Genomic DNA, 23,168 nt, shown 5'->3' with positions numbered 1-23,168 from the left:
CACCCTGCGACGGCCTCCCGCCGCTTCGCGCTCAGCCCACCACCCCCACGCCCCCATCGCCGCGGTTGTGCACCCAATGTGGCACTTGTTTCGTCAGACGTAACCGATGCCGCATTGGTTACGCCACTACCCGCGGTCACCGGCCCAGCACCTGTTCGGCGTTGCGCTGCGTGGACGCCAGGATGGCCTTGGGGTCGGCGCCGCCGGTCAGACCGAGCAACTGCGCGTCGAAGTCCTTCAGCACCGATTCGAGGCCCTTCGCGGTCGGTTCGCCCTGCGCGTAGTCCGCACCGGCCAGGAACGCCTGCTGCTCCGGGTGGGATCGCGCGAACAGGGTTGCGGCGAGCTTGCGCGAGGGGATCACGCCGAAGCCCTCGCCGAGCGCGTTCTGCTGGGAGACGTCGGTCAGATGGGCGACCAGGCTCTCCGCCGCCTGCCGGTTCTTGCTCACCGTGGGGACGCCCCAGCAGTTGGTGAACGCCAGCGTGCCCTTGCCCGCCGGGCCCGCGGGCAGCTCGACCGCGCGCCACTTGCGCTGCGGGTAGTCCTTGGCCAGCGCGCCGATCACCCAGTTGCCCTCGACGACCATGGCGGCGCTGCCCTTGCCGAGCGCCTCACCGCTCCACCCGGAGTCGATCTGCTTGGCGAACGCAGTGCTCCCGGAGCGCAGCAGCCGCTGGACGTACTGCAGGGCCTGGAGGTTCTGCGGACTGTCCACAGTGGCCTTCTTGCCGCTCGGGTCGACCAGCCAGCCACCGGCCTGCTTGAAGAAGGCGCCGATGCGGTCCACGTCGTCCATCAGGACCAGGCCCTTGCGCCTGGGCGTGGTCAGCCGCTTGGCGACCGCCTCCAGCTGCGCCCAGTCCCTTGGCAGGTCGGCGTCGGTGAGCCCGGCCGCCGCCCACGCCTCGGTGTCGATCACCAGCGCCAGGGTGGAGAAGTCCTTGGGGGCGCAGACGAACTTGCCCTCGTGGGTGAAGATCGACCGCAGGTTGGGGTAGATGTCGTCGGCCCCGGGCAGCCGGTCGGCGTAGGCGTGCAGCGCGCCGGGCTGGGCGTAGCGGGAGAAGGCGCCGGGTTCCAGCACGAACAGGTCCGGTGGGGTACCACCGGCGAAGCCCTGCCCGAGCTGCTGCGGCAGATCGGCCGAGGCGACCACGTTCACCCGGTTCCCGGTGCGCTGCGCCCAGGTCTGCATGATCGCCCTGGTGGCCTCCAGCTCGACGCTGGTCGCCGAGCCGAGCAGCACCTGGAGCGTGGCCGAACCGCTCGTCTGCTGCCGTGGCGAGTCGTCGAAGCCCTCGCCGCAGCCCGTCAGTAACAGAACCGCCGCCAGCGCCGCCCCGATGCGACGCCGTGGTCCGTTCATCTCATCTCCTCCCGCTACTCGCTCGCACCACCAGTTCGGGGCGCAACAGCGATCCGTTCGTGGATTGGTTGTCCAGCAACGACAGGACCTTTTCGGCGATCCGCTCGACCGGCTGCCGCACGCTCGTCAGGCCCGGCAGCGTCGCCGCGGCCAGCGGGCTGTCGTCGAAGCCGGTGACCGCGACGCCGGTCCCCGCCGGGATACTGCGCTCCGCCAGCAGCGCCAGCGCGCCCAGCGCGACCGCGTCGCTGACCGCGACCAGTGCGGTCGGCGGGTCCTCGGAGTCCAGCAGTGCGGCAGCCCCGCTGCGCCCCGCGTCTATCGTGTTGGCGCCCCTGACCACCAGATCGTCCTCTGTGGACAGTGCGAATCCCTCGGCTGCGATCTTCCAGCCGCGCAGCCGGTCGTCGCCGACGCCGTCCCCCTCCCGCCAGCCGAGGAAGCCGATCCGCCGGTGCCCGAGGGAGTGCAGGTGCTCGACCACCTGCGCCATGCCGTGCGCGCCGTCGACGTCCACCCACGGCCCGGCCTGCTCCGGCCCCCAGGTGCGGCCGAAGGCGGCGAAGGGCACTCCCCGCTCGGCCAGCCAGCCCGGACGGGGGTCGCCGACCACCGTCTCGGCGAGCACGAACGCGTCGACCGCGCGCTGGGCGAGCAGGTCGCCGTAGACCGCCAGCCCCTCCTCGCCGAGCGGAGCCGTAAACAGCAGGATGTGCCGATCCCGCGCTTCCGCCGCAGCGCACAGGGCGTGCAGGAAGTCGTCCATGAGGGGCGTCAGGACTCCCCGGTCGCGCGGGGTCATCCGGTAACCGATCAGTCCGCTGCTGCGCGTGCGCAGGCCGCGTGCGTTGCGGTTGGGCCGGTAGCCCAGCTCCTCGATCGCCGCCTGGACGCGCTCCAGCGTCTTCGGGTGCAGCCGGTGCGGAGCGTTGAGCGCGTTGGAGACGGTCTGCCGTGACACCCCGATGTGCGCGGCCACCTGTTCCAACGTGGCCCCTGCCCGATTGCCGGTGCCGATGCTCGAGCCCGCAAGCGACTCTTCGGACATGTACCCCTCCCTTGTTCGCCGATGAGGTGTCAGACTGTCCCGCATCAGCGATATGAACGTTCAAACACTCCCTGTGGCGTTGATTTGAACGTTCATATGGCGCGGAAGAGTGAACGCCATCACAGGATTTGTCAAGAGGAGCTGCCAGTGGCTGACCGGGTCTACCTGCAACCGACGCTGCACGAGCTGGTCACCGTGCTGCGCGCCCCCTCGGTGGTCCTGAGCGGGACCGATGGGCAGCTGCGGGCCGAGGGCGCCCAGGGCTTCTACCGCGATGACCGCCGGGTGCTGTCCCAGCTGGAGATCGACGTGGACGGGGTCGTCCCGACCCGGGTCGCGCACCGGACCGAGGAGGCGGAGCGAGCGCGCTTCCTCGGTGTGCTGCGCGGTCTCGGCGAGCCGTCCGCCGACCCGAAGCTGCACCTGCGCCGCGAACGGCAGCTCACCGATCACGCACTGGTCGAGCGGTTCGAGCTGACCAACTCCGGCGCCACCGCCGTCACCGCCACCGTGGGACTCACCGCGGCGACCGACCTCGCCGCGGTCACCGCCGTCAAGTCCGGCGCGGTCCCCCCGCCGCTCACCCCCACCGTCGAAGACTCCTTGGTGCGGTGGGAAAAGGACGGCTGCCGGGTGGACCTGCGACTCGACGGCGACCCGTACGTCGAGTCCACAGTGGACTACGTGCTCGCCACGTGGGAAGTTCGGCTCGAACCAGGAGCGAGCTGGCGGACCGGACTCACCGTGACCCCGGCGGAGGAAGGCGCGGACGGATTCCTGCCGCGCAGGCCCGCGAACCCGCCGAAGCTGGCCAGGTTCCCCAGTGCGGACATTCGCGCCGCACGGCTGGCCGAGCGCGGCCTCGCCGACCTCGACGGCCTGCTGCTGGCCGACCCGCAGCAGCCAGCAGCCGCGTTCACGGCGGCGGGCAGCCCGTGGTTCTTCACCCTGTTCGGCCGGGATTCCCTCTGGGCCGCAAGGCTTCTGCTGCCGAACAACACCGATCTCGCCCTGGGCACGCTGTGGGCGCTGGCGGCGCGCCAGGGCAGGAAGAACGACCCGGTCACCGAGGAACAGCCCGGAAAGATCCTGCACGAGGTGCGCCGCGGCGAACTCAAGCTGCCCGGACTCACGTTGCCGCCGCTGTACTACGGCAGCGTCGACTCGACGGCGCTGTGGGTCTGCCTGCTGCACGACCTGTGGCGCGCCGAGCAGGACCCGGGAACAAGCACTGCGCGCATCCGCCCGCTGCTACCCCACCTGGTGGCCGCGCTGGAGTGGATCGCCGGGCCCGGTGACCCGGACGGAGACGGCTTCTGCGAGTACGCGGGCTCTGACGGCGCGGGCCTGGCCAACCAGGGCTGGAAGGACTCCTCCGACGGAGTCCGCTGGAGCGACGGGCGGATCGCGAGCCGCCCGCTGGCGCTGTGCGAGGTGCAGGGCTACGCGCACGCCGCGGCGCTCGGCGGCGCCGAACTGCTCGACGCGCTGGGCGAACCCGGCGCGCAGCGGTGGCGGGACTGGGCGGCGGCGCTGCGCGAGCGGTTCCGCGCCGCGTTCTGGGTGTCCGACAAGTTCGGCAGCTACCCGGCGATCGCACTGGACGGCGAGAAGCGCGCGGTCTGCGGGCCGTCGTCCAACATGGGCCACCTGCTCGGCACCGGCATCCTCTCCCCGGCGGAGGCGGAGCTGGTCGCGGAGATCCTGGTGCGCAAGGACATGAGCTCCGGCTACGGCCTGCGCACGCTCTCCGCCGACACCGCGGGCTACAACCCGCTGAGCTACCACTGCGGCAGCGTCTGGCCGCACGACACGGCGATCGCGGTGTTCGGCCTGGTCGCCGAGGGCCACGAGGAGCGGGCGCGGGTGCTCGCCGAAGGGCTCCTCGCGGCCGGGGAGGCGTTCGAGTACCGCCTGCCCGAGCTCTACGGCGGCGACAGCGCGGCCGACGGCGACCCGGTCACGGCGTACCCGGCGGCGTGCCGCCCACAAGCGTGGTCTGCCGCTGCCGGGGTCGCGGTGGCCGGTTTCCTCGCCGGGCAACCGCATCCGATGGCGCAGCCGTGGGCGCGGGCCGTGCTCGCCTGAGCTTGCCCCACGGCTTGTAGTACGAGAGCACCGTGGCGAAGACCAGCAACGTGGTCACCACGATCGCGTTCGCCAGGAGGGAGTACTGGATCGACCCCACGGCCGCGGCGTCGAGCGTTTCCATCCGCGCGCCCAGCACGCGCTGTCCCGCGTCCCGCATGAGCGCGGCGATCGCGAGGTTGCCGCCGAGCACGGTGGCCAGGTTGATCGCCAGCTTGGCCACCACCCAGTAGTGCCTGACCAGCCCCCAGTGGGTGCCGAGGGACAGCACGATGCCGCTGACCAGCGTGCCGAAGCTGAACGGACCGTAGAGCGCGGGTCCGACCTCGCCGAGCACCACTTAGGCGGCGTGCAGCACGCGCGGGTCGTCGGTGGTGACGCCGGTGAGCGCGAGCAGCATCACCACCACCTCGAAGCCGATCCACGCGAGGCCGAACAGCACGTGCACGAGCAACGCGAGCTTGCGCACTCTGGGCTTGAACTGGCTTCTCACGGTGTCGTCCCTTCGTCCTCCCTGTGACTTCCACTACGAAACCATTCACACCCTGAATGATTTCTCAGCGCTAGTGTCGGGGGTATGGACAAACCGAAGGGCGTGGCGTTCCTGCTCTCCCAGCTGGGGGCGTACGGGGCGCAGCGGTTCGCCGAGCGGCTGCGGCCGCTGGACATCGAGCCGAGGCACGTCGGCCTGCTGCGGATGATCTCGGCGAACGAGGGCGCGTCGCAGCAGGAGCTCGGGGAGCGCATGGGCGTCGTGCCCAGCCGCATGGTGTCCTTTGTGGACGATCTGGAGGACAGAGGGCTCGTCGAGCGCGCGCGCAATCCCAAGGACCGGCGGGCCTACGCGCTGCACCTGACCGAGAAGGGCGTGAAGATGCTGCGCCAGGCGATGCTGATCTCCGTGGAGCACAACGAAGAACTCTGCGCTCCGCTGTCCCAGGACGAACGCGACGTGCTCGCCCAGCTCCTCGACCGCCTCGCCGGCGCGCACAACCTCGTCCCCGGCGTGCACCCCGGCTACCGCCACCTCCGCTGAGCCATTCCCACCGATGCCGCGATCGCTCCGCTGTACGCACTGAACGAGTCATTCGGTGCGTTGAACCACCTCGATGACTCATCCGGTGCGCAAGACCGAGCGTCAGCAGGTGTAGGAGCTGCTGGTGTGCACTTTCTCGCAGTAGCGGACGTGCAGGTGGTTGGAGTGGTTGACCAGCGCCTTGGTCAGCCCCTCCCGGATCAGCACCGGGTCGTTGAACCAGATGACCTTCACGTGCCCCGGCGCCGCCCCCCGGATCGCCTTGACCAGCTGGCGAGTCGCGGCGCGGTCGTAGGTCGGCGACTCCCAGGTGATCCGGCCCGCGGTGCACTGCGCGCTGTCGGTGCGGACCGGCCAGATGTCGACGTCCATGCCGGCGCGGTGACTGGCGTGGCCGTTGATGGCGCCGCCGTGTTCGAAGCCGATGTCACCGAGCGGGATCTTGCCCTGGCCGGTCGCCGCGAAGGTCCGCGCAGCCGCCTCCAGCTGGGCGGTCGTGGCGCCCGTTCCCCAGTTGGCGGTGCCGTTGTTGTCCGGGTCCTTGTCGCACAGCCCGGCGCCCATGTCCGGGTAGGCGTAGTGCCACAGCAGGTTCTCCCAGGTGACCGGGCCCGCGACGCCGTCCGCCCCGAGCCGCGCGTGCGACTGGAAGTTGCTCACCGCCTGCTTGGTCGCGGCGTCGAAGGTGCCGGTGACCTTCAGCGAGAGCCTGAGCTTGGCGTTGAGCTGCGTCTGCAACGCGGAGACGGCGTCACCCTTGTCGCCCTCGCGCACCTGCACGACCAGCGCGCCCCACGTCTTCGTTCCGACGATGCCGTCCGCGGGCAGCGACTTGGCCTGTTGAAAAGCCTTCACCGCGGTCGCGGTGCCCGCGCTGAAGACGCCGTCGACGGCCGTGGCGTGCCCGCGCCCGCGCAGCAGGTACTGCAGCGCGGTGACGTCGGAGCCGCGGTTGCCGACGCTCTGGGTCGGGTGGAACGCACCCGGGTACGCCGCCGTGGCGGGAGCCGCCAAGCCCAGCACCAGCACTGCCGCCGCCCCCATCGTCATGGCTCTGACCAGGGTTGATGCACGCTTCAACATGTATGGCCTCCATACCCCGCTGATTTAGTAGGACTTTTTCCCACAGGGCTTGGAGTTGGGCAATCCTCCACATGGCCCACTCGGTGGAGTGAACGGATTCGGATCCGGGCGGGCCGTGGTGATTACATGACCGCGCGGTTCGGGGAGCTACGCGCGGCGGCGTGCCGCGCCTTGACTTGGAGTCACCCGTGCACGAATCCCCGGCGCAGGAATCGGCGGCGCAGCAGCGGCCCCGCCTCCCGTTCCCCGTCTGGTCCCTCACCACGGCGACGGCGGTCGCCGTGGCCGTGGTGCTCGGTGTCGCGCTGACCGACCAGTTCTCCTCCACCGGCACCCCCGGCCGCGACGGCGGGGCGCTGCACCCCCGCGAGGGTGGGGAGGACCGGCGGTTCGAGACGAACCCGGACGGCAGGCCCATGGAGTACCAGCCCGGCCGCACCACGGTCACGCTCGTCCCGACCACCACCGTGATCCACGGCAGCACGGTGGTCACGCCGAGCCCGTCACCGATCGACCTGCCCTCGGTCGTCGTGCCGAGCGTGGTGCTGCCCGTGCCGAGCCAGATCGGCCCGACGCCCACCACGACCACGGCGCGGCCGATCACCACGACGCCGACGACCACGGCGACCACACCGGCGACCACGACCCAGGTCGTCCAGCAGAGCCGCTGATCGAGCGGCAACACGCCCGCGCACCCCTGCTCGGCCTACTCCTTGCACAGGGGCAACAGTCGCTCGCTAGAATTCTTGCCCTAGGGCAAACATCTTCTGGAGGCTGGCGGCATGTCGAGGCTTCACGGGTCTGGGCACTCCTCTGCGCTAGCCGGTCTCGCCGCTGCGCAGGCCCGACCGCACCGCGGCCACCCGGAACGCGTCCAGCCCGGCCAGCAGTGCGTCCCTGGCCTGCGGGTTCATCGCCCCCAGCACCCCGGCCAGCTCCTCTCGCCGGGTCAGCCGCAGCTCCTCCAGCAGGCGTTGGCCGTCCTTGGTCAGCCGCAGCGACACCTCACGGCGGTCGGTGGACCCGGTGGTGCGCGCGAGCAGACCGGCGGCCTGCAGCCGATCGCACAGGCGGCTCGCCGACGAGGGGATCGCGCCGAGCTCCTCCGCGAGCCCGCCGAGGGTGAGCGCGCCGTTCTGCTCGACCACGAGCAGCGCGCGCAACTGGGACGGCGAGACCTTGGGGTGCAGGCGCTCGGAGCTGCGGCCCCAGACGATCACCAGGGCCTCGGCGGCAGCCTCCACTGCGGCCGCGATATCGGCCGGAAGGTGGTTGGGGTGCCGCACCAGCGCCATACTCCGCTCTGACGAGAAGCGTCGACATCACTGCCCCCGTTACGGGGCATCCACTAGAACAACGCCCCCGGGCAGGGCCGTCCATTCCGCGCCCGGAGCCCCAGGAGGACCTGTTGCATCCGACCCAGCGGCTGACCGATGTCGAGCGTGCCATGCTGCGCACGCCCGCGCACAGCCTCGGCGACGTCTTGGGGGACATTCTCCACACCCACTACGGGGTGGCGGAAGCCGAGGTGTTCCTGGCCGACTACCGGACGTCCTCGCTCGAACCGGTGCTGAGCCCGGCCTCGGGCGGGCAACCGATTTCCTCCACCCCGGCCGGTACCGCCTTCGCCCGGCAGAAACCGGTGGTCAGCGGGGAGTTCCTGCACCTGCCGATCAGCGTCCGAGGAGACCGGCTCGGCGTGCTGCGGCTGCGCTGGACCGGGCCACCCCCAGAGGAGTTCTCGGAGCTGGCCGAACTGGCAGGGCGCGCCGGGCAGGCGCTGATCGCCGCCGAGGTGGTCACCGACCGCTTCCGCAGGGCCCGCCGCACCCAACGGCTCACCCTGGCCGCGGAGATGCAGTGGGACCTGCTGCCCGGCCGCTGCCTCGAACAGGCCGAGTTCAGCCTGGCCGGCCAGCTGGAGCCGGCGTACGCCGTGCGCGGGGACAACTTCGACTGGAGCGCCGACGAGGAGCACCTGACCGTCGCGGTCACCAACGGCATGGGCGAGAGCGTCGACGCGGCGCTGCTGACCAGCCTGGCCATCCACGCTCTGCGCAACGCCCGCAGGGCCGGGGTGGAGCTGGCCGACCAGGCGGCACTGGCCGACCAGGCGATCTGGGCCCAGCACGGCGGCAAGCAGCACGTGTCCACCCTGCTGCTCCAGGTCGAGCTGGCCACCGGGCGGCTCGCGGTGATCGACGCGGGCTCCCCGCAGATCTGGCGGCTGCGCGGGGACGAGGTGCTGGAGATGCGGCTGGAGCCGCAGCTGCCGCTGGGCATGTTCGACAGCACCCACTACCTGGAGCAGCGCTTCGAACTGGTGCCCGGCGACCGGTTGGTGATCATCAGCGACGGTGTCTACGAGGCGAGGGCGCAGGACCGCAGCTACGGAGAACAGCACTTGTCCCGGCTGCTCACCGCCACCCGAGGGCTCTCGGCGGCGGAGGCGGTCCGTGCGCTCATGGCGGATCTGAGCCAGTTCGGCGGGAACTCCGACCTCGACGACGACGCGGTCGCGGTCTGCCTCGACTGGCGGGGCCGCCCCGACTGAGCTCAGGCGCTCATCGTCGCCCAGACGACCTTGCCGTCCGGGCGGTGCTCGGTCCCCCAGGCGCTGCTCAGCGCGCCGACGATGACCAGTCCGCGGTGCCGCTCGTCAGCCGGGCCGGTGCTGCGCAGCCGGGGCAGCTCGGCGCTGCCGTCCCCGGTCTCCATCCGGATGCCGTTGCCGGTCCGGCTCAGCCCGAACCACACCGGGCCCGCACCGTGCTCGACCGCGTTGGCCACCAGCTCGTTCGCCACCAGCACGGCGTCGCGGACCAGGTCCTCGGGCATGCCCCAGTCCGCGAGCAGGCTCGTCACCAGTGCCCTGACCTCGGCGCAGGACCCCGGATCGCGCTGCAACGGGACGACGGTCCGCATGGTCTCCGAACTCGCTGCCTCTGGCACGCACTCACTCCGCATCAGGGTTCTCAGGTGCCACTCGCTCGCACAGGAGAAGGCACATGTCGTCCTCGTGCCTGCTGTCCGTCAACAGATCAGCGAGCATCGACCGAACCAACGGCTCCCCCTGGATACCGGGGTCGGCAGAGAAGGCGTCGACCAAACGTCTCAACCCGGTATCGATGTCGTAATGCCGTCGCTCCACCAGACCGTCGGTGTAGAGCAGCAGCCCGCCGCCGGGCTCGATCACCGTGGAGTGCTCCGGCACCTCCAGGGTGGCCAGGGGCAGCCCGAGCAGCGGCGCCTGCCGCTCGGTGAGCAGCGTGGCGGAGCCGTCCCGGGCGCGCAGGGCCATCGGCAGGTGCCCGGCGCCCGCCCAGCGCAGCGCCCCGCTGTCCGGGTCGAGCTCGGCGAGCACCGCGGTCGCGAGCAGCCCGGTCTCCTGCGTCCGCATCAGCTGGTGCACCAGGCGCAGCGTGGCCGCCGGGCCGTGCCCCTCGATCGCGTAGGCCCGCAACGCCTTCTGCAGCTGGCCCATCATCAGCGCGGCGTCGATACCGTGGCCGGTGACGTCGCCGACCGTGAGCACGAGCCGCCCGTCCGGCCGGATGAAGGCGTCGAACCAGTCGCCGCCGACGTTGATGCCGCGCGTCGCCGGGCGGTACCGCGCGCAGACCCGGATGCCGGGGGCCTGCGGTAGCGCGGGCAGCATCGCGCGTTGCAGCGTCTCGGCGAGATCCCGCTCCCGCTCGTACTCGCGGGCGTTGCGCAGCGCGACGGCCGCGCGACCCGCCACGTGGTTGCCGAGCTCGTGCTCGTCCTCGTCGTAGTCCGGCTGTTCCCGGCGCAGTTCGAGCACGCCGAGGCACTGGTTGCCCACCAGGAACGGCAGCGCCAGCAATCCGCTGCCGGCATGCGCGCGGTGGGCCCGGGCCGCGGCGACGACCTCGGCGGAGGGCATGCGCGGGATCTCGTCCTCGGTGGTCGCCGTGCAGGACAACGCCTCCTCGACCGGGACCCACGCGGTGGCCGTCTCGGCGAACCCGGCCCGCACGAGGTGCTGCACCAGGCGTTGCAGCACCTCGTCCTCGGCGAGCGAGGTCACCAGCATCCGGCTGATCTCGTCGAGGAAGGTCAGCCTGCGCCGCTGCTGCTCCAGCTCCGCGTGCAGGGCGAGCAGCCCCGCGTTGGTCTGCTGCAGCTCGGTCTGGTGCCAGCTGAGCGCCTGGCGCTGCTCGGTGATCACCGCGAGCAACGGGCCGAGCAGCGCCTCGTCGCCCAGCCGCTCCGGCTTCGCCGTGAGCACCGGGACGGGGCTCTCCTCGGGCAGGTCCTCCACCGCGATCCGCACGGTGCCGCCACCGGCGTCGACCAGATCGCGCAGCTCACGGGAGATCGCGACGAGCAGTTCGGCGCGGTGCACGTCGTCCACCGGCAGCTGGGCGAGCACCCGCAGCAGCTTCTCCCGCAGCAGCGCCGCGTCGGCCTCGGAGCCGACGCGCTGCTCGACCAGATCGGTCCTGCTGGTCGGGCTCATCGGCCACCGCCGCCGAGCACGAGCACCCCCGCGTCATCCCGAAACCGGTTGGCCTGCCACAGGATCAGCGCGCTGAGCAGCAGCGGGTCCGCCGCGCGCACCCCCGGCCAGTCATCGAGCGACCACCGTTGGCTGATCCCGTCGGTGTTCATGATCACCATGGTCTCCGTCGTCCACTGCCGCAGCGTCTCCACCGGGCGGTGGCGTTGCGCCCGATGGCCGACGATGCCCGGGGAGGACACGAGCTGCACGCTCTGCTCCGACCCGGGTTCGTGCACCCGCACCACGATATTGCCCATTCCGGTGAACCTGAGCAGCCCTGCCTCGCGATCGATGCGCACGATCGCGGCCGCGGCCCCCCTGGTCTGGGCCAGGCGCTCGCGCATCAGGCCCAGCAGGTCCAGCGGCGGCAGGGACGCGGACTCCTCGACCACCCGCAACGCGCTCGCCGCGGCGGCCTCCGCGGCCTCGCCGTGCCCGGAACCGTCGACGAGCGCGGCGGTCAGCGTGGCCCCGTCATCGCGGACCCGCCAGCCGTCCCCGCAGGCCGACTCCCCCGGCGCGGGCAGCACCAGACCGGCAGGCCCCGGCTCGACGTCCGCTTCGAGCCACCGCGCGAGCACCGCGGTTCCCTTGCCGCGCAAGGAGTACAGGTCGAAGAAGTCGGCAGCGCGGCGCACCGCGCCCATGCCGGTCCCCATGCTCCCCGCGGTGGAGAAGCCATCGACCAGGCAGCGCTTCGGGTCCCGCATGCCCGGCCCCCGGTCCACCGTGATCAGGTCCAGCCTGCCGGGCGCGTGCTGGGCCAGCAGCATGCCGTCCACGGCGTGCTTGACCAGGTTGCCCGCCAGTTCGCTCGCCGCGAGGGCCACCCGGCCGACCGAGTCCTCGGTGAGGCCGGCGCGCTTGGCCGCTTCGACCGCGAGCGCCCGGGCCCGCCCCACGTGGCTGGGCTCGTGCACCCGCATGTCCAGCCGGCGTTCGCTCACCTGCGGACCCTGGTGTGGAAGCAGACCGTCACCGTGGTGCCCTCGCCGGGCACCGAGTCGATCTCGAACTCGCTGGCCAGCCTGCGCGTGCCGCCGAGGCCGAGCCCCAGCCCGCCCGCCGTGGTGAAGCCGTCGGTCAGGGCCAGCTCCACGTCCTCGATCCCCGGGCCGGAGTCGACGAAGGTGAGCCGGATGCTGCGCCGCCCGTCCTCCTCGGTGGAGCACACCTCGACCTTGCCGCCCCCGCCGTGCAGCAGGGTGTTGCGGGCCAGCTCGCTGGCCGCGGTCACCAGCTTGGTCTGCTCGACCAGCGACAGCTCCGCGGCCGCCCCGTGCTCCCGGACCAGCTGCCGGACACCGACGATGTCGCCCTCGGACCTGATCGGCATGGTGTCAGCCGCCAGGACTCGGCTCATCGCGCCTCCCCGGACACGTCGAGCCTGCGGATGCCGAGCTGGCGCAGACCGGCCTCGACGTTGAGCGCGGTGCGCAGCCCCTGCAGCGACAGCCCGAGCTCGACCAGGGTGATGGCGACGGCGGGCCGCATGCCCACCACGACGGTGCGCGCGGCCAGCACGGAGGTGGTGGCCGCGATGTCGTGCAGCACGCGGCCGAGGAAGGAGTCGACGACCTCCAGCGCGGAGATGTCGATGATCACGCCGCGGATGCCCTCGTCGGCGACCTTCTCGGCCAGCTCCCGCTGGAACCGCAGCGCGAGCTCGTCGTGCAGCTCCGTCTGGATGCTGACCAGCAGGATGTCGCCGATCCGCAGCAGTGGCAGGGCGTTCATCGGCCGATCGCTCCGCCCGGCGCGGTGACCTGGTATCCGATCTTGGTCAGCGCGAAGGCCAGCGCGTCGGCGAGACCGGCGCGGGTGGTGACCTCCTCCAGGTCGATGCCCAGCTGCACCATGGTCTGCGCGATCTGCGGGCGGATGCCGCTGATGATGCACTCCGCGCCCATCATCCTGGCCGCCATCACGGTCTTGAGCAGGTGCTGGGCCACCATGGTGTCGACCATGGAGACCCCGGTGATGTCCAGGATCGCCACCTCGGCGCCCTGGTCGACGATCGCCTGCAGCAGGCTCTCCATCGCGATCTGGCTGCGCGCGCTGTCCAGCGTGCCGATCAGCGGGACGGCCAGGATGCCCCGCCAGAGCCGGATGACCGGGGTGGACAGCTCCAGCAGCTGCTCCTGCTGCTGCTGGATGAGCTCGGCGCTGGTGGCCACGGCGATCTCCATGACCGCCACCCGCAGCGTGCCCAGGGCGTCCACCAGCAGCGCGGTCTGCTCGACCCCGCGGTGCCCGCCCGCGGACTTCCACAGGTGCACGACCGGGCCCTTCAGCCTGCCGACCTCCACGGCGATCTCGCTCGCCGAGTCGCCGAGCCGGGTGCGCCTGCCCGCCAGCTCGATGAACAGCCCGCGCAGCGAGTTGAACGGGGCTGCGGCAGGATCATCCTCGTCCCCGGTGCGCACCGCCTCGGCGAGCGCGCGCACGACGGCCCCGCAGTCCCGCTCGACCTGCGCGGGGTCGTTGTCACCGGAGTCGAAGAACGGCAGTCGTCGCCACGAGTCGATGATCTCGGCCTCGCGTTCCAGGAGGAAGGAAGCGACCTCTGCTCCGGAATGGCGCTGCTGTTCAGCCATGGACTGTCCTACCTCACTGCGAACGACGGTATGTTTGTCCCGCGACAAACATATGGGGAATACCTCATCAGGGTTCAACGTGACCCCGGCGGGACACATCTGTAGAAAGCGGCCCGGGCACATCCCCGGTCCGCGGCACGGCCGACCGACGACCTCAGCGGGAGTTCAGGATGACGAGCAACAACCCCACGCAACCGGTGACCGACGCTGGTGAGGCAGGCCTCGGCAGCTCGGTGCACGGTGAGGTCGAGGGCACAGCCGGCCGCATCAAGCTGATCGGCGAGATCGACTACGCGGGCGCCCCGCAGCTCGACGCCGAGGTCGCGCGCCTGCTCGGCGCCGGGGCCAAGCAGCTCACCGTGGACTTCTCCGGCGTGTCCTTCTTCGACTCCGCCTGCCTCAGCGCCCTGGTCAGGGCCCGCGAGTCCGCCCAGGAGGCCGGTGGTGAGCTGGTGCTGACCCACCTGAGCAAGTACGCCCTGCGCATCCTGGAGATCGCGGGTGTGACCACGTTGTTCACCGTGACCAACAGCCCGGCCTGAGATCGCCTCCACGCGTCGCGGTTTTCCCCGGTGGCGGGTGGTTCCAAACCGCCCGCCCCGGAGGGGCATACTCCTTGCCGGCGCTGTCGGGGGCGCCACGCGGGAAGTGTGCGGGGATGTCATGCGGATTCTGGTCACGGGGGCGAGCGGGTACCTGGGCCGCGTCGCGGTCCGGCTGCTCGACGCCGAGGGCCACGAGGTGGTCGGGCTCGTGCACCGGCACCAGCCACGCGGTTTCGCCAGGGTGGAGTGGCGGCGCGGGGACCTGCTGGACTTCCACTCGCTCGTGCTGGCCACCGCCGACGTCGACGCCGTCGTGCACCTGGCCGGGCTGACCAGGGTCCGCGAGGCGTTCGCGCACCCGACCAGGTACTACCGGGTCAACGTGGCGGGCACGCTGAACCTGATGGAGGCGCTGGCGATCTCCGGCGGCGACGCCCCACCGGCCCGGCTCGTTTTCGCCTCGACCGGAAGCGTCTACGGCGTGCCCAAGCGCCAGCCGATCGACGAGGACGCCCCGCCGGACCCGCGCAACCCCTACGCCGCCTCGAAGCTGGCCGCCGAACAGGCCATCGCGTGGCAGTGCGCCACCGGCCAGCTCGGCGCGGTCAGCCTGCGGATCTTCAACATCGCCGGCGCGGTCGGCGAGACCGGCGACCCGGACGGCTCGCGGATCATCCCGAAGGTCGCCGCGGTGGCCGCCGGGCGCGCCCGGCGGGTCGACGTCTACGGCGACGGCTCGGCGATCCGGGACTTCGTGCACGTCAACGACGTGGCGCGGGCGGTGCTGCTGGCGCTGGAGGAGTGCGAGACCGGCACCCACAAGGTGTTCAACGTCGGCGCCACCCCGGCCAGCGTGTCCTCGATCCTGGAGACCGCGCGCAAGCTCACCGGCCGCAAGCTGCCGGTGGCCCACCACCCCGCGCACCCCGGCGAGGCGGCCAAGCTGATGGCCGACAACGGGCGGCTGCGCGGCAAGCTCGGCTGGCAGCCGCAGAGCTCCTCGCTGGAGCAGCTCATCGCCGACCAATGCCGGACCGAGCTGAGATCGGTCTGAGCCGCCCTTGCGCCGGTGGCCCGAGTTCGCCACGATCCCTCCTTCGGGTGATCGACTGCGAAGGGGGAGAGCATGACGGCACCTGCGATCGCGGGCTACCGCAGCGGTTTCTGGACGATCGACCAAGAGCACTCCAGCGTCCTGTTCACCGCGCGCCACATGGCGGTCGGCAAGGTGCACGGCCGGTTCCGCCGCTTCGTCGGCAAGGTCTTCACCGGTGAGACGGTCGAGCAGTCCGCGGTGCGCGCGATCATCGACGCCACCTCGCTGGACACCGGCAGCGCCAAACGGGACAGGAGCCTGGCCTCCTCGGAGTTCCTGGAGTCCGAGACCTACCCGACGATGGAGTTCCGGTCCTCGGCCGTGCACCCCTACGACACCGACTTCCTGGTCGACGGGGAACTGGCGATGCACGGGCACACCCGCCCGGTGCGGCTGAAGCTGACCTTCAACGGGATCATCCAGGACCCCTATACCGGCGACACCCGGGCCGGGTTCAGCGCGCACACCACCATCCGGCGCCGCGAGTTCGGGCTCACCTTCGACGCCCGGCTGCCCGGAGGAGGACAGCTGGTCAGCGACCAGATCACGATCACCCTGGACATCGAGGCGACGCTCGACGCGCCCGAGCCGGGCTGAAGTTACCCAGACAGAAAGTAGTCGTCCGCTCGCCTCACGTCACGGATCGGACTCGGACCCGTCACTCCTGCACGGGGCACCCAAGTCGAGATCCGTTTCCAGGGGTGAGCGATGTACGCCACTGATCACGTCGGTACCTGTTCGAAGTGCGATGGCGAGGTGGTCCGGTACAACGGCCGGCTCATCTGCACCCAGTGCGGCGCCCAGTACTGAGAACACCCGTGTTCGCCCGGCCCCCGGCGCGGGGCCGGGCGAACGGATCTCCCGCTCTATATTCCGTGCCCATGCGCGTCCACCACCTCAACTGCGGCAGCCTCGCCCCGCCCTTCCGCAAGCTGGTCAACGGCGACGGCGGGCTGTTCGCCAGGGCCGAGCTGGTCTGCCACTGCCTGCTGGTCGAGACCGGCTCCGGGCTCGTCCTGGTCGACACCGGCGTCGGCACCCACCCCGGGGCCACCACGGCGGAGTTCCGCCGCGGCATGCGCCCGTCGATGCGCCGGTCGGAGACCGCGGTCGAGCAGGTCCGCGCCCTCGGCTTCGCCCCGGAGGACGTGCGGCACATCGTGGTCACCCACCTCGACTACGACCACGCGGGCGGGCTCCGCGACTTCCCGTGGGCGAAGGTCCACGTGCACGCCGACGAGTTGCACGCGGCCACCACCGGCCGTTCGCTCCCGGAGCGCCGCCGCTACCTCGCCGCCACGTGGTCGCACGGCCCGGACTGGGCGACCTACCGGGCCGGTGGAGAGCGGTGGTTCGGCTTCGACGCCGTTCGCGGCCTCGACGGCCTGACCGAGGACGTGCTGCTGGTGCCGCTCGCCGGGCACACCCGGGGGCACAGCGGCGTCGCGGTCCGCGACGGCTCCCGCTGGCTGTTGCACGCGGGGGACGCCTACTTCTTCCGCGGCGAGGTCGACCCGCGCCGTCCGCACTGCTCAACCGGCCTGAAGTACTTCCAGTACCTCGTGGGGACCGACCACGCCAAGCGCACCGCCAACCGCGACCGCCTGCGGCAGCTGGCCTCCGCCCACGGCTCCGAGATCGAGATCTTCAGCGCGCACGACCCCGAGGAACTCCGCCGCTACCGCTAGGCGGCGCAGGCGTCGTTCAGCGAGGTAGCCGGGGCGGAGCTGGGGTTCGCCGGGGATGTGGGCTTGCCGGTGGTGGTCTTGCCGCCGGCCTTGCTCGGGGTGGTCGTCGGCGCCGTGGTCGTGGTGCCCGGCGCCGGGGCCGCGTGCGGGTTCGGCGGCGGGCTGATCGCGGACTGCACGACCTGGCGCATGAACGCGTAGTCCGGGCGCGCCGTGTCGAACTTGCCGTCCCGCGCCCGCGGGTTGGGCAGGTTCGGGTCGAACGAGATGCTCTCCAGCGGCTGTTCCTTGATCTTCATGGCCAGCTGGAGCAGCGCGGGCAGCACGTCCTGGGGGATGTTGGTCGAGACGTTGGCGCTGGTCGCCTCGGCGACGCTGCGGAAGTTGTTGAGGATCTTCGACGGCGGGTTCTGCTCGACGACGTACTTGATCAGGCAGCGCTGGCGGCCCATCCGGGTGTAGTCGTCGGTGTTGGTGCGGGACCGGGCGAACCACAGCGCCTGGTCACCGGTGAGGTGCTGGCGGCCGGGCTCGATGTAGCCGAAGGGCTTGACCGGCTCGCCGAACGGGCCGATACCGCCCATCGGCACCCGGTGCGGGCCCACGTTGACGTCCAGCCCGCCGAGCGCGTCGATGATCGAGGCGAAGCCCTCCATGTTGACCTGCACGTAGTAGTCCAGCTCCAGGCCGAGCATGGTGCTGATGGAGGACCACAGCAGGTTCAGCCCGGGGATCTTGCTCGGGCCGCCGGGCGGCACCAGGTCGGGGTGCTCGTTGCCGTACTTGTACATGGCGTTGAGCAGGTACTCCGAGGAGTTGGGGCTGCGCGGGTCGGTGAAGCCGTTGGGGAACTGCTTCGCCAGCTTCGACCCGGGCGGGAACAGCGCGTTCTGCGTGTTGCGGGGCAACGCGAACAGCGTGGTCCGGCCGGTCTTGGTGTCGATGCTCGCGGTCATCATCGTGTCGGTGCGGGTGCCGATCCGGTCGTGACCGGCGTCGCTGCCGATGAGCAGCACGTTGATCCGCGGCTTGCGGAAACCCTTCACGTCCGCGCCCGCCTGCGCGCCGGAGCCCGCCGAGCCGGAGGGGAAGACGGTGTCCAGCAGGTTGCGGTGGGCGTCGAGGTTGTAGGCGGCGTAGCCGAACGGCGTGGCGACCCCGAGGCAGAGCACCGTGACCAGCGCACCGCCGACCAGGCGCTGCCCCGTCGCGGTGCGGCGCGGCACGGCGGCCAGGTAGGCGCTGACCACGATCGTGATCCACGCCACGGCCACCACCGCGAGCCCGCCCATGACGTAGAGCAGGAACTCCGAGGAGGCGACGTAGCCCAGCAGGTCGTCGGTGGAGGTGGTGAGCGCCAGGTAGGCACCCGCGCCGATGAGCAGCAGGAAGAAGCCGAGGAAGACGAAGCCGACGCGACGGCGGAGCACGAGGTGCCCCGAGCCGGGCAGCACCGTGGAGAACAGCGCGAGCATCAGAGCGCCACCCACCGTGCGCGCCCGCTTGACCTGCGACTTCGACGGGGGCGTCACGATGGGTTCCGGTTGGTACCGGAACGCACGGTGATGTCGGCCCACTGGTGCTCCTCGTTCTCCAGTCGGCCGGAAACAGGGCCGCCCCGCTGATCAACGCTACTCCGGGCCGCGTCGCGCCGGGTTGCTTTTCATACAGAAGACGCATGACAAGCAACTCAGGTTGCACCGTTGCGATGCGTATGCAACCAATTACGCTGAGCACAGGGTTTGCGCAGGTCAGCGGCCTTGGCCACCCATACTACGGGGCGTGCTCCGCGCCTCGGCGGCGGCCGCGAGACCGGCGACCAGACGGAGGATGAACCGATCCAGCATGGTATGGACCAAACGGCCCAACAGGGGCACCCGGGCGCTGAAGGTGGAGCGCCAGCGGATCACCGTGCCCCCGTCGCGCGGTTCCAGGTCGACCTGGGCGCGGTAGTCCTGGATCGGCAACCCGGACTCCAGCACGTAGGCCAGCCGCCGGTCGGGCACCAGCTCCACGATCCGCTCCCGGCTGCGCACCGGCCAGGTGCGGAACACGCGGATCGCACCCACCCCCTCCCGCTCCGCCTCGCCCTGCCGCTCCAGCTCGAACGAGCCCAGTGGTGACCAGGTCGGCCAGCCCGCACCATCCCGGAGCAGCGCGTAGACGACGGCTGGTTCGGTCGCCGCGAACCGTTCGACCTCGATGATATGTACCATTTGGTACATGTACCATCCGGTACAACTCGGGGACAAGGGGAGCGGATGAGCGACGCGCGGCAACGACTGCTCGACGCGGCGGTGGAGCACCTGGCCGCGCACGGGCTGACCGACCTCAGTCTGCGCCAGCTGGCCACCGCCCTGGGCACGAGCCACCGCATGGTGATCTACCACTTCGGCTCCAAGGAGGGGCTGCTCGTGGAGGTCATCCGCGCGGTGGAGCAGCGCCAGCGCGACGCGTTCGCGGACCTCTGCTCGGCGGCTTCGCCCGCGGAGGTGATCCGCGAGTTCTGGCGACGCCTGTCCGATCCGGAACTGTGGCCGCACGAGCGCCTGTTCTTCGAGATCTACGGCCAGGCGCTGCAGGGCCGACCCGGCACCACCGCCCTGCTCGACGGCGTGGTGGAGAACTGGCTGGAGCCGGGCACGCTGGCGGCACGGCACTGGGGGCTCGACCCCACGACGGCCCGTGCAGAAGCCCGCCTCGGCCTCGCCGTGGTGCGCGGCCTGCTGCTCGACCTGCTGGCGACCGGCGACCGCGAGGGCACCACGGCGGCACTGGAGCGGTTCGCCGCGAGCTACGAACGCGAATAAAACTCCCTTTGTCGGATGTGCCCGCCCTCGCCCGGACGGGACGATCACCTCATGGCGCTGACCAGGCTCGTGGTTGCGGGGTTGTTGCTGGCGACGATGGCGGTTCCGGTTCGGGCGTGGGCGGTGTCCGATCCGACGACGTGGACCGCGCCGTTGAGCACCGAAGGGCGCTACGTCGTCGACGCGAAGGGCGAGCGCTTCAAGCTGAAGTCCGGGAACTGGCACGGGGCCAGCGGCACCTGGACCGGCTCCGGTGACGCCGAGGACCCGGCCAACCACCACGCGGGCGAGAAGAGCGACCGGATCCCGCTCGGCCTGGACCGCGCGCCGATGGCGGAGATGATCGAGAGCTTTCGCGGGATCGGGCTGAACAGCATCCGCCTGCCGTTCTCCAACGAGATGGTGCACGACACCCGCCCCGTCTCCGACGCGGCCGTGCGCGCGAACCCCGGGCTGCGCGGGAAGACACCGCTCCAGGTCTACGACGCGGTGGTCGCGGCGCTGACGTCGGCCGGGTTCGCGGTGATCTTGAACAACCACACCAACACCACACGATGGTGTTGCGGCGTCGACGGGAACGAGCGGTGGAACACCAGCCAGGCCACCCGGAAGTGGGAGGAAGACTGGCTGCTGATGGTCAAGCGCTACCGGAACAACGCCCGCGTTGTCGGTGCCGATCTGTACAACGAGGTCCGGCGGAACATCCTTGACGACCCGAACTGGGGGTGGGGCAACGACCATGACTGGCACGCGGCGGCGCAACGGGTAGCGGACCGCATCCTCACCGAGGCCAACCCGGACGTCCTGATCGTCGTCGAGGGCATCAACTGGTACGGGATCCCGGCCGACGGGTTCCCGCACGGGCGGCCCACGCTCGAACCGGCGCGGACGCTCTCGCACACGTTGCTGCGGTCACGGAAACTGGTGTACTCGGCGCACTTCTACGGCTACACCGGGCCGAACCACAGCGGTGCCACGGGAGTCGGCGAGACCAGCGACCCCCGCTACCGCGACTTCAGCCGCGAGGAACTGCCCGCCGTCCTGGACCGGCAGGCGTTCTTCGTGGCACAGCAGGGCGGTCAGCACTTCACGGCGCCGGTGTGGATCAGCGAGTTCGGCTCCGGCGGGCGCGAGGAGACCGATCCGAAGTCGCGGGCGTGGTTCGAGAACTTCGTGGACCACCTGGTGCGCAACGACACCGATTTCGCGTACTGGCCTCTGGTGGGCTGGCACCAGAACCGGCGCGGAAACGGCTGGGCGATGCTGCACTGGGACGCGGCGGGCAACCGGATGAGCGTGGACGACGGGGACGACTGGCGTTCCCCGGCATGGCGCCGACTCGTTGGCGCACAAGAGAAAACCGGGCCGGTGCCGCGGTCCGACGCGTGGAACATGCTCGCGCCGGACCACGGTGACGCGGTGCGATCTCCTCGGCTGCTCGCCGAACCGGACTGGGACCCCGGCGCGCGGAAGGCCGCGTGCCCGGACGGCCAGCGCCTGATCGGCCTCGCGCAGACCGGCGGCCGTGGTCTGTGCACCGAGTCCGGGATGGACGCGAGTCCGCTCGCGCACCAGGCGATCCGCGATGAGCGCCATGTCGTCACCGACTGGGCGTCCGGCTACACGAAGTTCCAGTGCCCTCCTGGACACGTCGTGACCGGGTACGCGCTGCGCGGTGCCGACATGTCCTCAGCGCTCTGCAAGAGCGTGTCGCGGCAACTCGGAACGAGTGGCAGGACGGTGTGGTTCGACCGCGGCGACAACCGTCCTGCCGGGGCTCGCGGTGGCGACTTCGCGCACGGTCGCTTCAAGGGCCAGTGCGCGGAGACGGAGTACATCGGCGGCATCGCCTGGACCGGGCGGGTCGTCGGCAGAGCGAGGACGCCGGACGCCGTGTACTGCGTGGGGATCAACCCTCCACAGTAGACGAAAGTCAGGCGACGGCCTTGGTGCGCACCGGTTTCAACGCGACCGTCCAGGCGATGAGCTCGTCGAGCATGGTGCCCAGGTTCTCCGTCTGGTAGGTGCTGGCCGTCCACGCGTCCGGATCTGTGAACAGCTCGAGGTCTCCGGCCATCGAGAAGAACACCTGAGTGCGCACGGTGGCCACCTTCACCTCGGCGAGCACCGTGCGCAGCTGTTCGACGGCGCGGATGCCGCCGTGTGCGCCATAGCTCACGAAACCGGCTGCCTTGTCGTTCCACTCGGCGAACAGGAAGTCGACCGCGTTCTTCAGCGCGGCGGGAAAGGAGTGGTTGTACTCGGGAGTCACGAAAACGAAGCCGTCGTACGAGCCGATCACCTCGGCCCAGCCCCGGGTGTGCTCGTGGCGGTAGTCGGCGGCGAGCGCGGGCACGGGCTCGTCCAGCAGTGGCAGCGCGTGGTCGGCGAGGTCGACCACGTCGACCGCCACCTCGCCCGCGGCCACCGCGGGGTGCGCGGCGGCGGCCCTGGCCACCCAGTCGGCGACGACCACGCCGCGACGGCCCGGGCGGGTGCTGCCGATGAGGACTGCGATGCGGGTCATCCGGTCTGCTCCTTCGATGCGGTTCGGGACGGGAGGTAAAGTACAACGGTCATGGCAATAAATACAACGCTCGTTGCACTCGGGCGTGCGGCCGATCCGAGGAGAACGCGGTGACCAGCAAGAACAGCTCCAGGGGACGGCCACGCGGCGGGAGTACCGACAAGCGCGCCGCGATGCTCGGCGGGGCGCTCACGGTCTTCGCGCGCGACGGCTACACGCGGGCGAGCATCGACACCATCGCCGAGGCGGCCGGGGTGTCGACGCGCACGATCTACAACCACTTCCGCGGCAAGGCCGAGCTGTTCGAGGCCGTCATCCAGGACAGCTCGGCCCGCACCGCGCAGCGGCAGATCGAGGTGATCGACCGGCACCTGCGCAAGGTCACCGACCTGGAGACGGACCTGATCGAGTTCGGCCTGGAGTGGGCCGGGCCGAAAGCGGGCGTCGGCGAGCACTTCGCGCTGGTCCGGCAGATCAACGCGGAGGCGGCGCACATCCCCCGGGCCGCGATCGAGGCGTGGCAGGAGAACGGTCCGCTGCGGGTCCGCCGCGAACTGGCCGGGCACCTGCGACGGCTCAGCGACCAGGGACTGCTCCGGATCGCCAACGCCGATCGCGCGGCCGTCCACCTGCTCGTGCTGGTCGGCGCGTGGAACCCGTCCTTCCCGGGCGCGGAGCCGTCCGCCGAGGAGATCACCGAGATGGTGACCACCGGAGTGCACGCGTTCCTCCACGGCTACGGGTGAGCCGGTCGGC

At 70.9% G+C, this 23,168-nt stretch carries 25 protein-coding genes; 11 read left to right on the top strand and 14 right to left on the bottom strand.

Annotation, left to right across the window (positions count from 1 at the left end; genetic code table 11):
- Positions 1–136 precede the first annotated feature (136 nt).
- Together BLT28_RS35335 and BLT28_RS35330 are read right to left on the bottom strand one after the other, a co-directional pair.
- Positions 137–1,369: a sugar ABC transporter substrate-binding protein gene (locus BLT28_RS35335; RefSeq protein WP_030431094.1), complete on the bottom strand. Its 1,233-nt coding sequence runs from the start codon at positions 1,367–1,369 to the stop codon at positions 137–139.
- 1 nt (position 1,370) lies between these two features.
- Entirely contained in the window at positions 1,371–2,417 is a 1,047-nt protein-coding gene (locus BLT28_RS35330; RefSeq protein WP_052407625.1) for a LacI family DNA-binding transcriptional regulator, read from the bottom strand.
- Between the two features lie 147 nt (positions 2,418–2,564).
- On the opposite strand from BLT28_RS35330, the gene BLT28_RS35325 reads away from it, so the two are divergent.
- Positions 2,565–4,505 carry an amylo-alpha-1,6-glucosidase gene (locus BLT28_RS35325; RefSeq protein ID WP_052407624.1) on the top strand — a complete coding sequence of 647 codons (1,941 nt, stop codon included), beginning with the start codon at positions 2,565–2,567 and terminating at the stop codon, positions 4,503–4,505.
- 340 nt (positions 4,506–4,845) lie between these two features.
- Here BLT28_RS35325 and BLT28_RS40645 read toward each other — a convergent pair whose 3' ends face one another.
- Positions 4,846–4,998, bottom strand: a complete 153-nt coding sequence (locus tag BLT28_RS40645; RefSeq protein WP_156051202.1) for a hypothetical protein — start codon at positions 4,996–4,998, stop codon at positions 4,846–4,848.
- 84 nt (positions 4,999–5,082) lie between these two features.
- Here BLT28_RS40645 and BLT28_RS35320 point away from each other — a divergent pair, with 84 nt between their 5' ends.
- A complete protein-coding gene (locus BLT28_RS35320) occupies positions 5,083–5,541 on the top strand; it encodes a MarR family winged helix-turn-helix transcriptional regulator (protein WP_030431091.1) in 459 nt (152 codons plus the stop codon).
- Positions 5,542–5,643: 102 nt separating this feature from the next.
- On the opposite strand, the gene BLT28_RS35315 is transcribed toward BLT28_RS35320, so the two are convergent.
- Positions 5,644–6,624, bottom strand: coding sequence for a penicillin-insensitive murein endopeptidase (locus tag BLT28_RS35315; protein ID WP_081900490.1), 981 nt, complete (start codon positions 6,622–6,624; stop codon positions 5,644–5,646).
- A gap of 188 nt (positions 6,625–6,812) precedes the next feature.
- Here BLT28_RS35315 and BLT28_RS35310 point away from each other — a divergent pair, with 188 nt between their 5' ends.
- On the top strand, positions 6,813–7,295 hold the full coding sequence (locus BLT28_RS35310) for a hypothetical protein (protein ID WP_030431089.1): 483 nt from the start codon (positions 6,813–6,815) through the stop codon (positions 7,293–7,295).
- A gap of 147 nt (positions 7,296–7,442) precedes the next feature.
- On the opposite strand, the gene BLT28_RS35305 is transcribed toward BLT28_RS35310, so the two are convergent.
- The gene (locus BLT28_RS35305; protein ID WP_043812623.1) at positions 7,443–7,919 is read right to left on the bottom strand and encodes a MarR family winged helix-turn-helix transcriptional regulator; all 477 of its coding nucleotides are present in this window, start codon (positions 7,917–7,919) and stop codon (positions 7,443–7,445) included.
- Between the two features lie 113 nt (positions 7,920–8,032).
- Between BLT28_RS35305 and BLT28_RS35300 the strand changes: the two genes are divergently transcribed.
- Complete coding sequence (locus tag BLT28_RS35300) at positions 8,033–9,178, top strand: PP2C family protein-serine/threonine phosphatase (protein WP_197683923.1); 1,146 nt, start codon at positions 8,033–8,035, stop codon at positions 9,176–9,178.
- 2 nt (positions 9,179–9,180) lie between these two features.
- Here BLT28_RS35300 and BLT28_RS35295 read toward each other — a convergent pair whose 3' ends face one another.
- The 6 genes from BLT28_RS35295 to BLT28_RS35270 are packed head-to-tail and all read right to left on the bottom strand — an operon-like array spanning position 9,181 to position 13,746.
- Positions 9,181–9,576 carry an ATP-binding protein gene (locus tag BLT28_RS35295; RefSeq protein ID WP_162184877.1) on the bottom strand — a complete coding sequence of 132 codons (396 nt, stop codon included), beginning with the start codon at positions 9,574–9,576 and terminating at the stop codon, positions 9,181–9,183.
- Positions 9,577–9,580: 4 nt separating this feature from the next.
- On the bottom strand, positions 9,581–11,107 hold the full coding sequence (locus BLT28_RS35290) for a PP2C family protein-serine/threonine phosphatase (RefSeq protein WP_081900488.1): 1,527 nt from the start codon (positions 11,105–11,107) through the stop codon (positions 9,581–9,583).
- Positions 11,104–12,096 carry an ATP-binding protein gene (locus tag BLT28_RS35285; RefSeq protein WP_052407622.1) on the bottom strand — a complete coding sequence of 331 codons (993 nt, stop codon included), beginning with the start codon at positions 12,094–12,096 and terminating at the stop codon, positions 11,104–11,106. The genes BLT28_RS35290 and BLT28_RS35285 overlap by 4 nt, the downstream gene beginning before the upstream one ends.
- Complete coding sequence (locus tag BLT28_RS35280; protein ID WP_030431083.1) at positions 12,093–12,512, bottom strand: anti-sigma regulatory factor; 420 nt, start codon at positions 12,510–12,512, stop codon at positions 12,093–12,095. Before BLT28_RS35280 ends, BLT28_RS35285 begins: the two co-directional genes overlap by 4 nt.
- Complete coding sequence (locus tag BLT28_RS35275; protein WP_030431082.1) at positions 12,509–12,886, bottom strand: STAS domain-containing protein; 378 nt, start codon at positions 12,884–12,886, stop codon at positions 12,509–12,511. Before BLT28_RS35275 ends, BLT28_RS35280 begins: the two co-directional genes overlap by 4 nt.
- On the bottom strand, positions 12,883–13,746 hold the full coding sequence (locus BLT28_RS35270; protein WP_030431081.1) for an STAS domain-containing protein: 864 nt from the start codon (positions 13,744–13,746) through the stop codon (positions 12,883–12,885). The genes BLT28_RS35275 and BLT28_RS35270 overlap by 4 nt, the downstream gene beginning before the upstream one ends.
- Positions 13,747–13,916: 170 nt before the next feature.
- Between BLT28_RS35270 and BLT28_RS35265 the strand changes: the two genes are divergently transcribed.
- The 4 genes from BLT28_RS35265 (at position 13,917) to BLT28_RS35250 (ending at position 17,075) form a co-directional block, all read left to right on the top strand.
- Positions 13,917–14,288: an STAS domain-containing protein gene (locus tag BLT28_RS35265; RefSeq protein WP_030431080.1), complete on the top strand. Its 372-nt coding sequence runs from the start codon at positions 13,917–13,919 to the stop codon at positions 14,286–14,288.
- A gap of 121 nt (positions 14,289–14,409) precedes the next feature.
- On the top strand, positions 14,410–15,345 hold the full coding sequence (locus BLT28_RS35260; protein ID WP_043812618.1) for an NAD-dependent epimerase/dehydratase family protein: 936 nt from the start codon (positions 14,410–14,412) through the stop codon (positions 15,343–15,345).
- Positions 15,346–15,417: 72 nt separating this feature from the next.
- Positions 15,418–15,984 carry a YceI family protein gene (locus BLT28_RS35255; RefSeq protein WP_030431078.1) on the top strand — a complete coding sequence of 189 codons (567 nt, stop codon included), beginning with the start codon at positions 15,418–15,420 and terminating at the stop codon, positions 15,982–15,984.
- 284 nt (positions 15,985–16,268) lie between these two features.
- The gene (locus tag BLT28_RS35250; RefSeq protein ID WP_030431077.1) at positions 16,269–17,075 is read left to right on the top strand and encodes an MBL fold metallo-hydrolase; all 807 of its coding nucleotides are present in this window, start codon (positions 16,269–16,271) and stop codon (positions 17,073–17,075) included.
- Here BLT28_RS35250 and BLT28_RS35245 read toward each other — a convergent pair.
- On the bottom strand, positions 17,072–18,607 hold the full coding sequence (locus tag BLT28_RS35245) for an LCP family protein (protein WP_156051200.1): 1,536 nt from the start codon (positions 18,605–18,607) through the stop codon (positions 17,072–17,074). The genes BLT28_RS35250 and BLT28_RS35245 overlap by 4 nt on opposite strands.
- A gap of 219 nt (positions 18,608–18,826) precedes the next feature.
- Entirely contained in the window at positions 18,827–19,291 is a 465-nt protein-coding gene (locus BLT28_RS35240; RefSeq protein WP_030431075.1) for an SRPBCC family protein, read from the bottom strand.
- A 45-nt stretch (positions 19,292–19,336) separates the two neighbouring features.
- Here BLT28_RS35240 and BLT28_RS35235 point away from each other — a divergent pair, with 45 nt between their 5' ends.
- Both BLT28_RS35235 and BLT28_RS35230 read left to right on the top strand, forming a co-directional pair.
- A complete protein-coding gene (locus BLT28_RS35235) occupies positions 19,337–19,885 on the top strand; it encodes a TetR/AcrR family transcriptional regulator (protein ID WP_030431074.1) in 549 nt (182 codons plus the stop codon).
- A 51-nt stretch (positions 19,886–19,936) separates the two neighbouring features.
- Complete coding sequence (locus BLT28_RS35230; protein ID WP_043812616.1) at positions 19,937–21,811, top strand: glycoside hydrolase family 5 protein; 1,875 nt, start codon at positions 19,937–19,939, stop codon at positions 21,809–21,811.
- A 7-nt stretch (positions 21,812–21,818) separates the two neighbouring features.
- Here BLT28_RS35230 and BLT28_RS35225 read toward each other — a convergent pair whose 3' ends face one another.
- Positions 21,819–22,412 carry an NADPH-dependent FMN reductase gene (locus BLT28_RS35225; protein WP_030431072.1) on the bottom strand — a complete coding sequence of 198 codons (594 nt, stop codon included), beginning with the start codon at positions 22,410–22,412 and terminating at the stop codon, positions 21,819–21,821.
- 110 nt (positions 22,413–22,522) lie between these two features.
- Between BLT28_RS35225 and BLT28_RS35220 the strand changes: the two genes are divergently transcribed.
- Positions 22,523–23,158 (top strand): TetR/AcrR family transcriptional regulator, encoded by a 636-nt coding sequence (locus BLT28_RS35220; RefSeq protein ID WP_030431071.1) that lies wholly within the window; start codon positions 22,523–22,525, stop codon positions 23,156–23,158.
- Positions 23,159–23,168: the final 10 nt, after the last annotated feature.

The organism is Allokutzneria albata (assembly GCF_900103775.1).
Classification (GTDB): Bacteria; Actinomycetota; Actinomycetes; order Mycobacteriales; family Pseudonocardiaceae; genus Allokutzneria; species Allokutzneria albata.
Note: the sequence above shows the minus strand (reverse complement) of the source record. Positions and strands in the feature narration are given on the sequence as shown.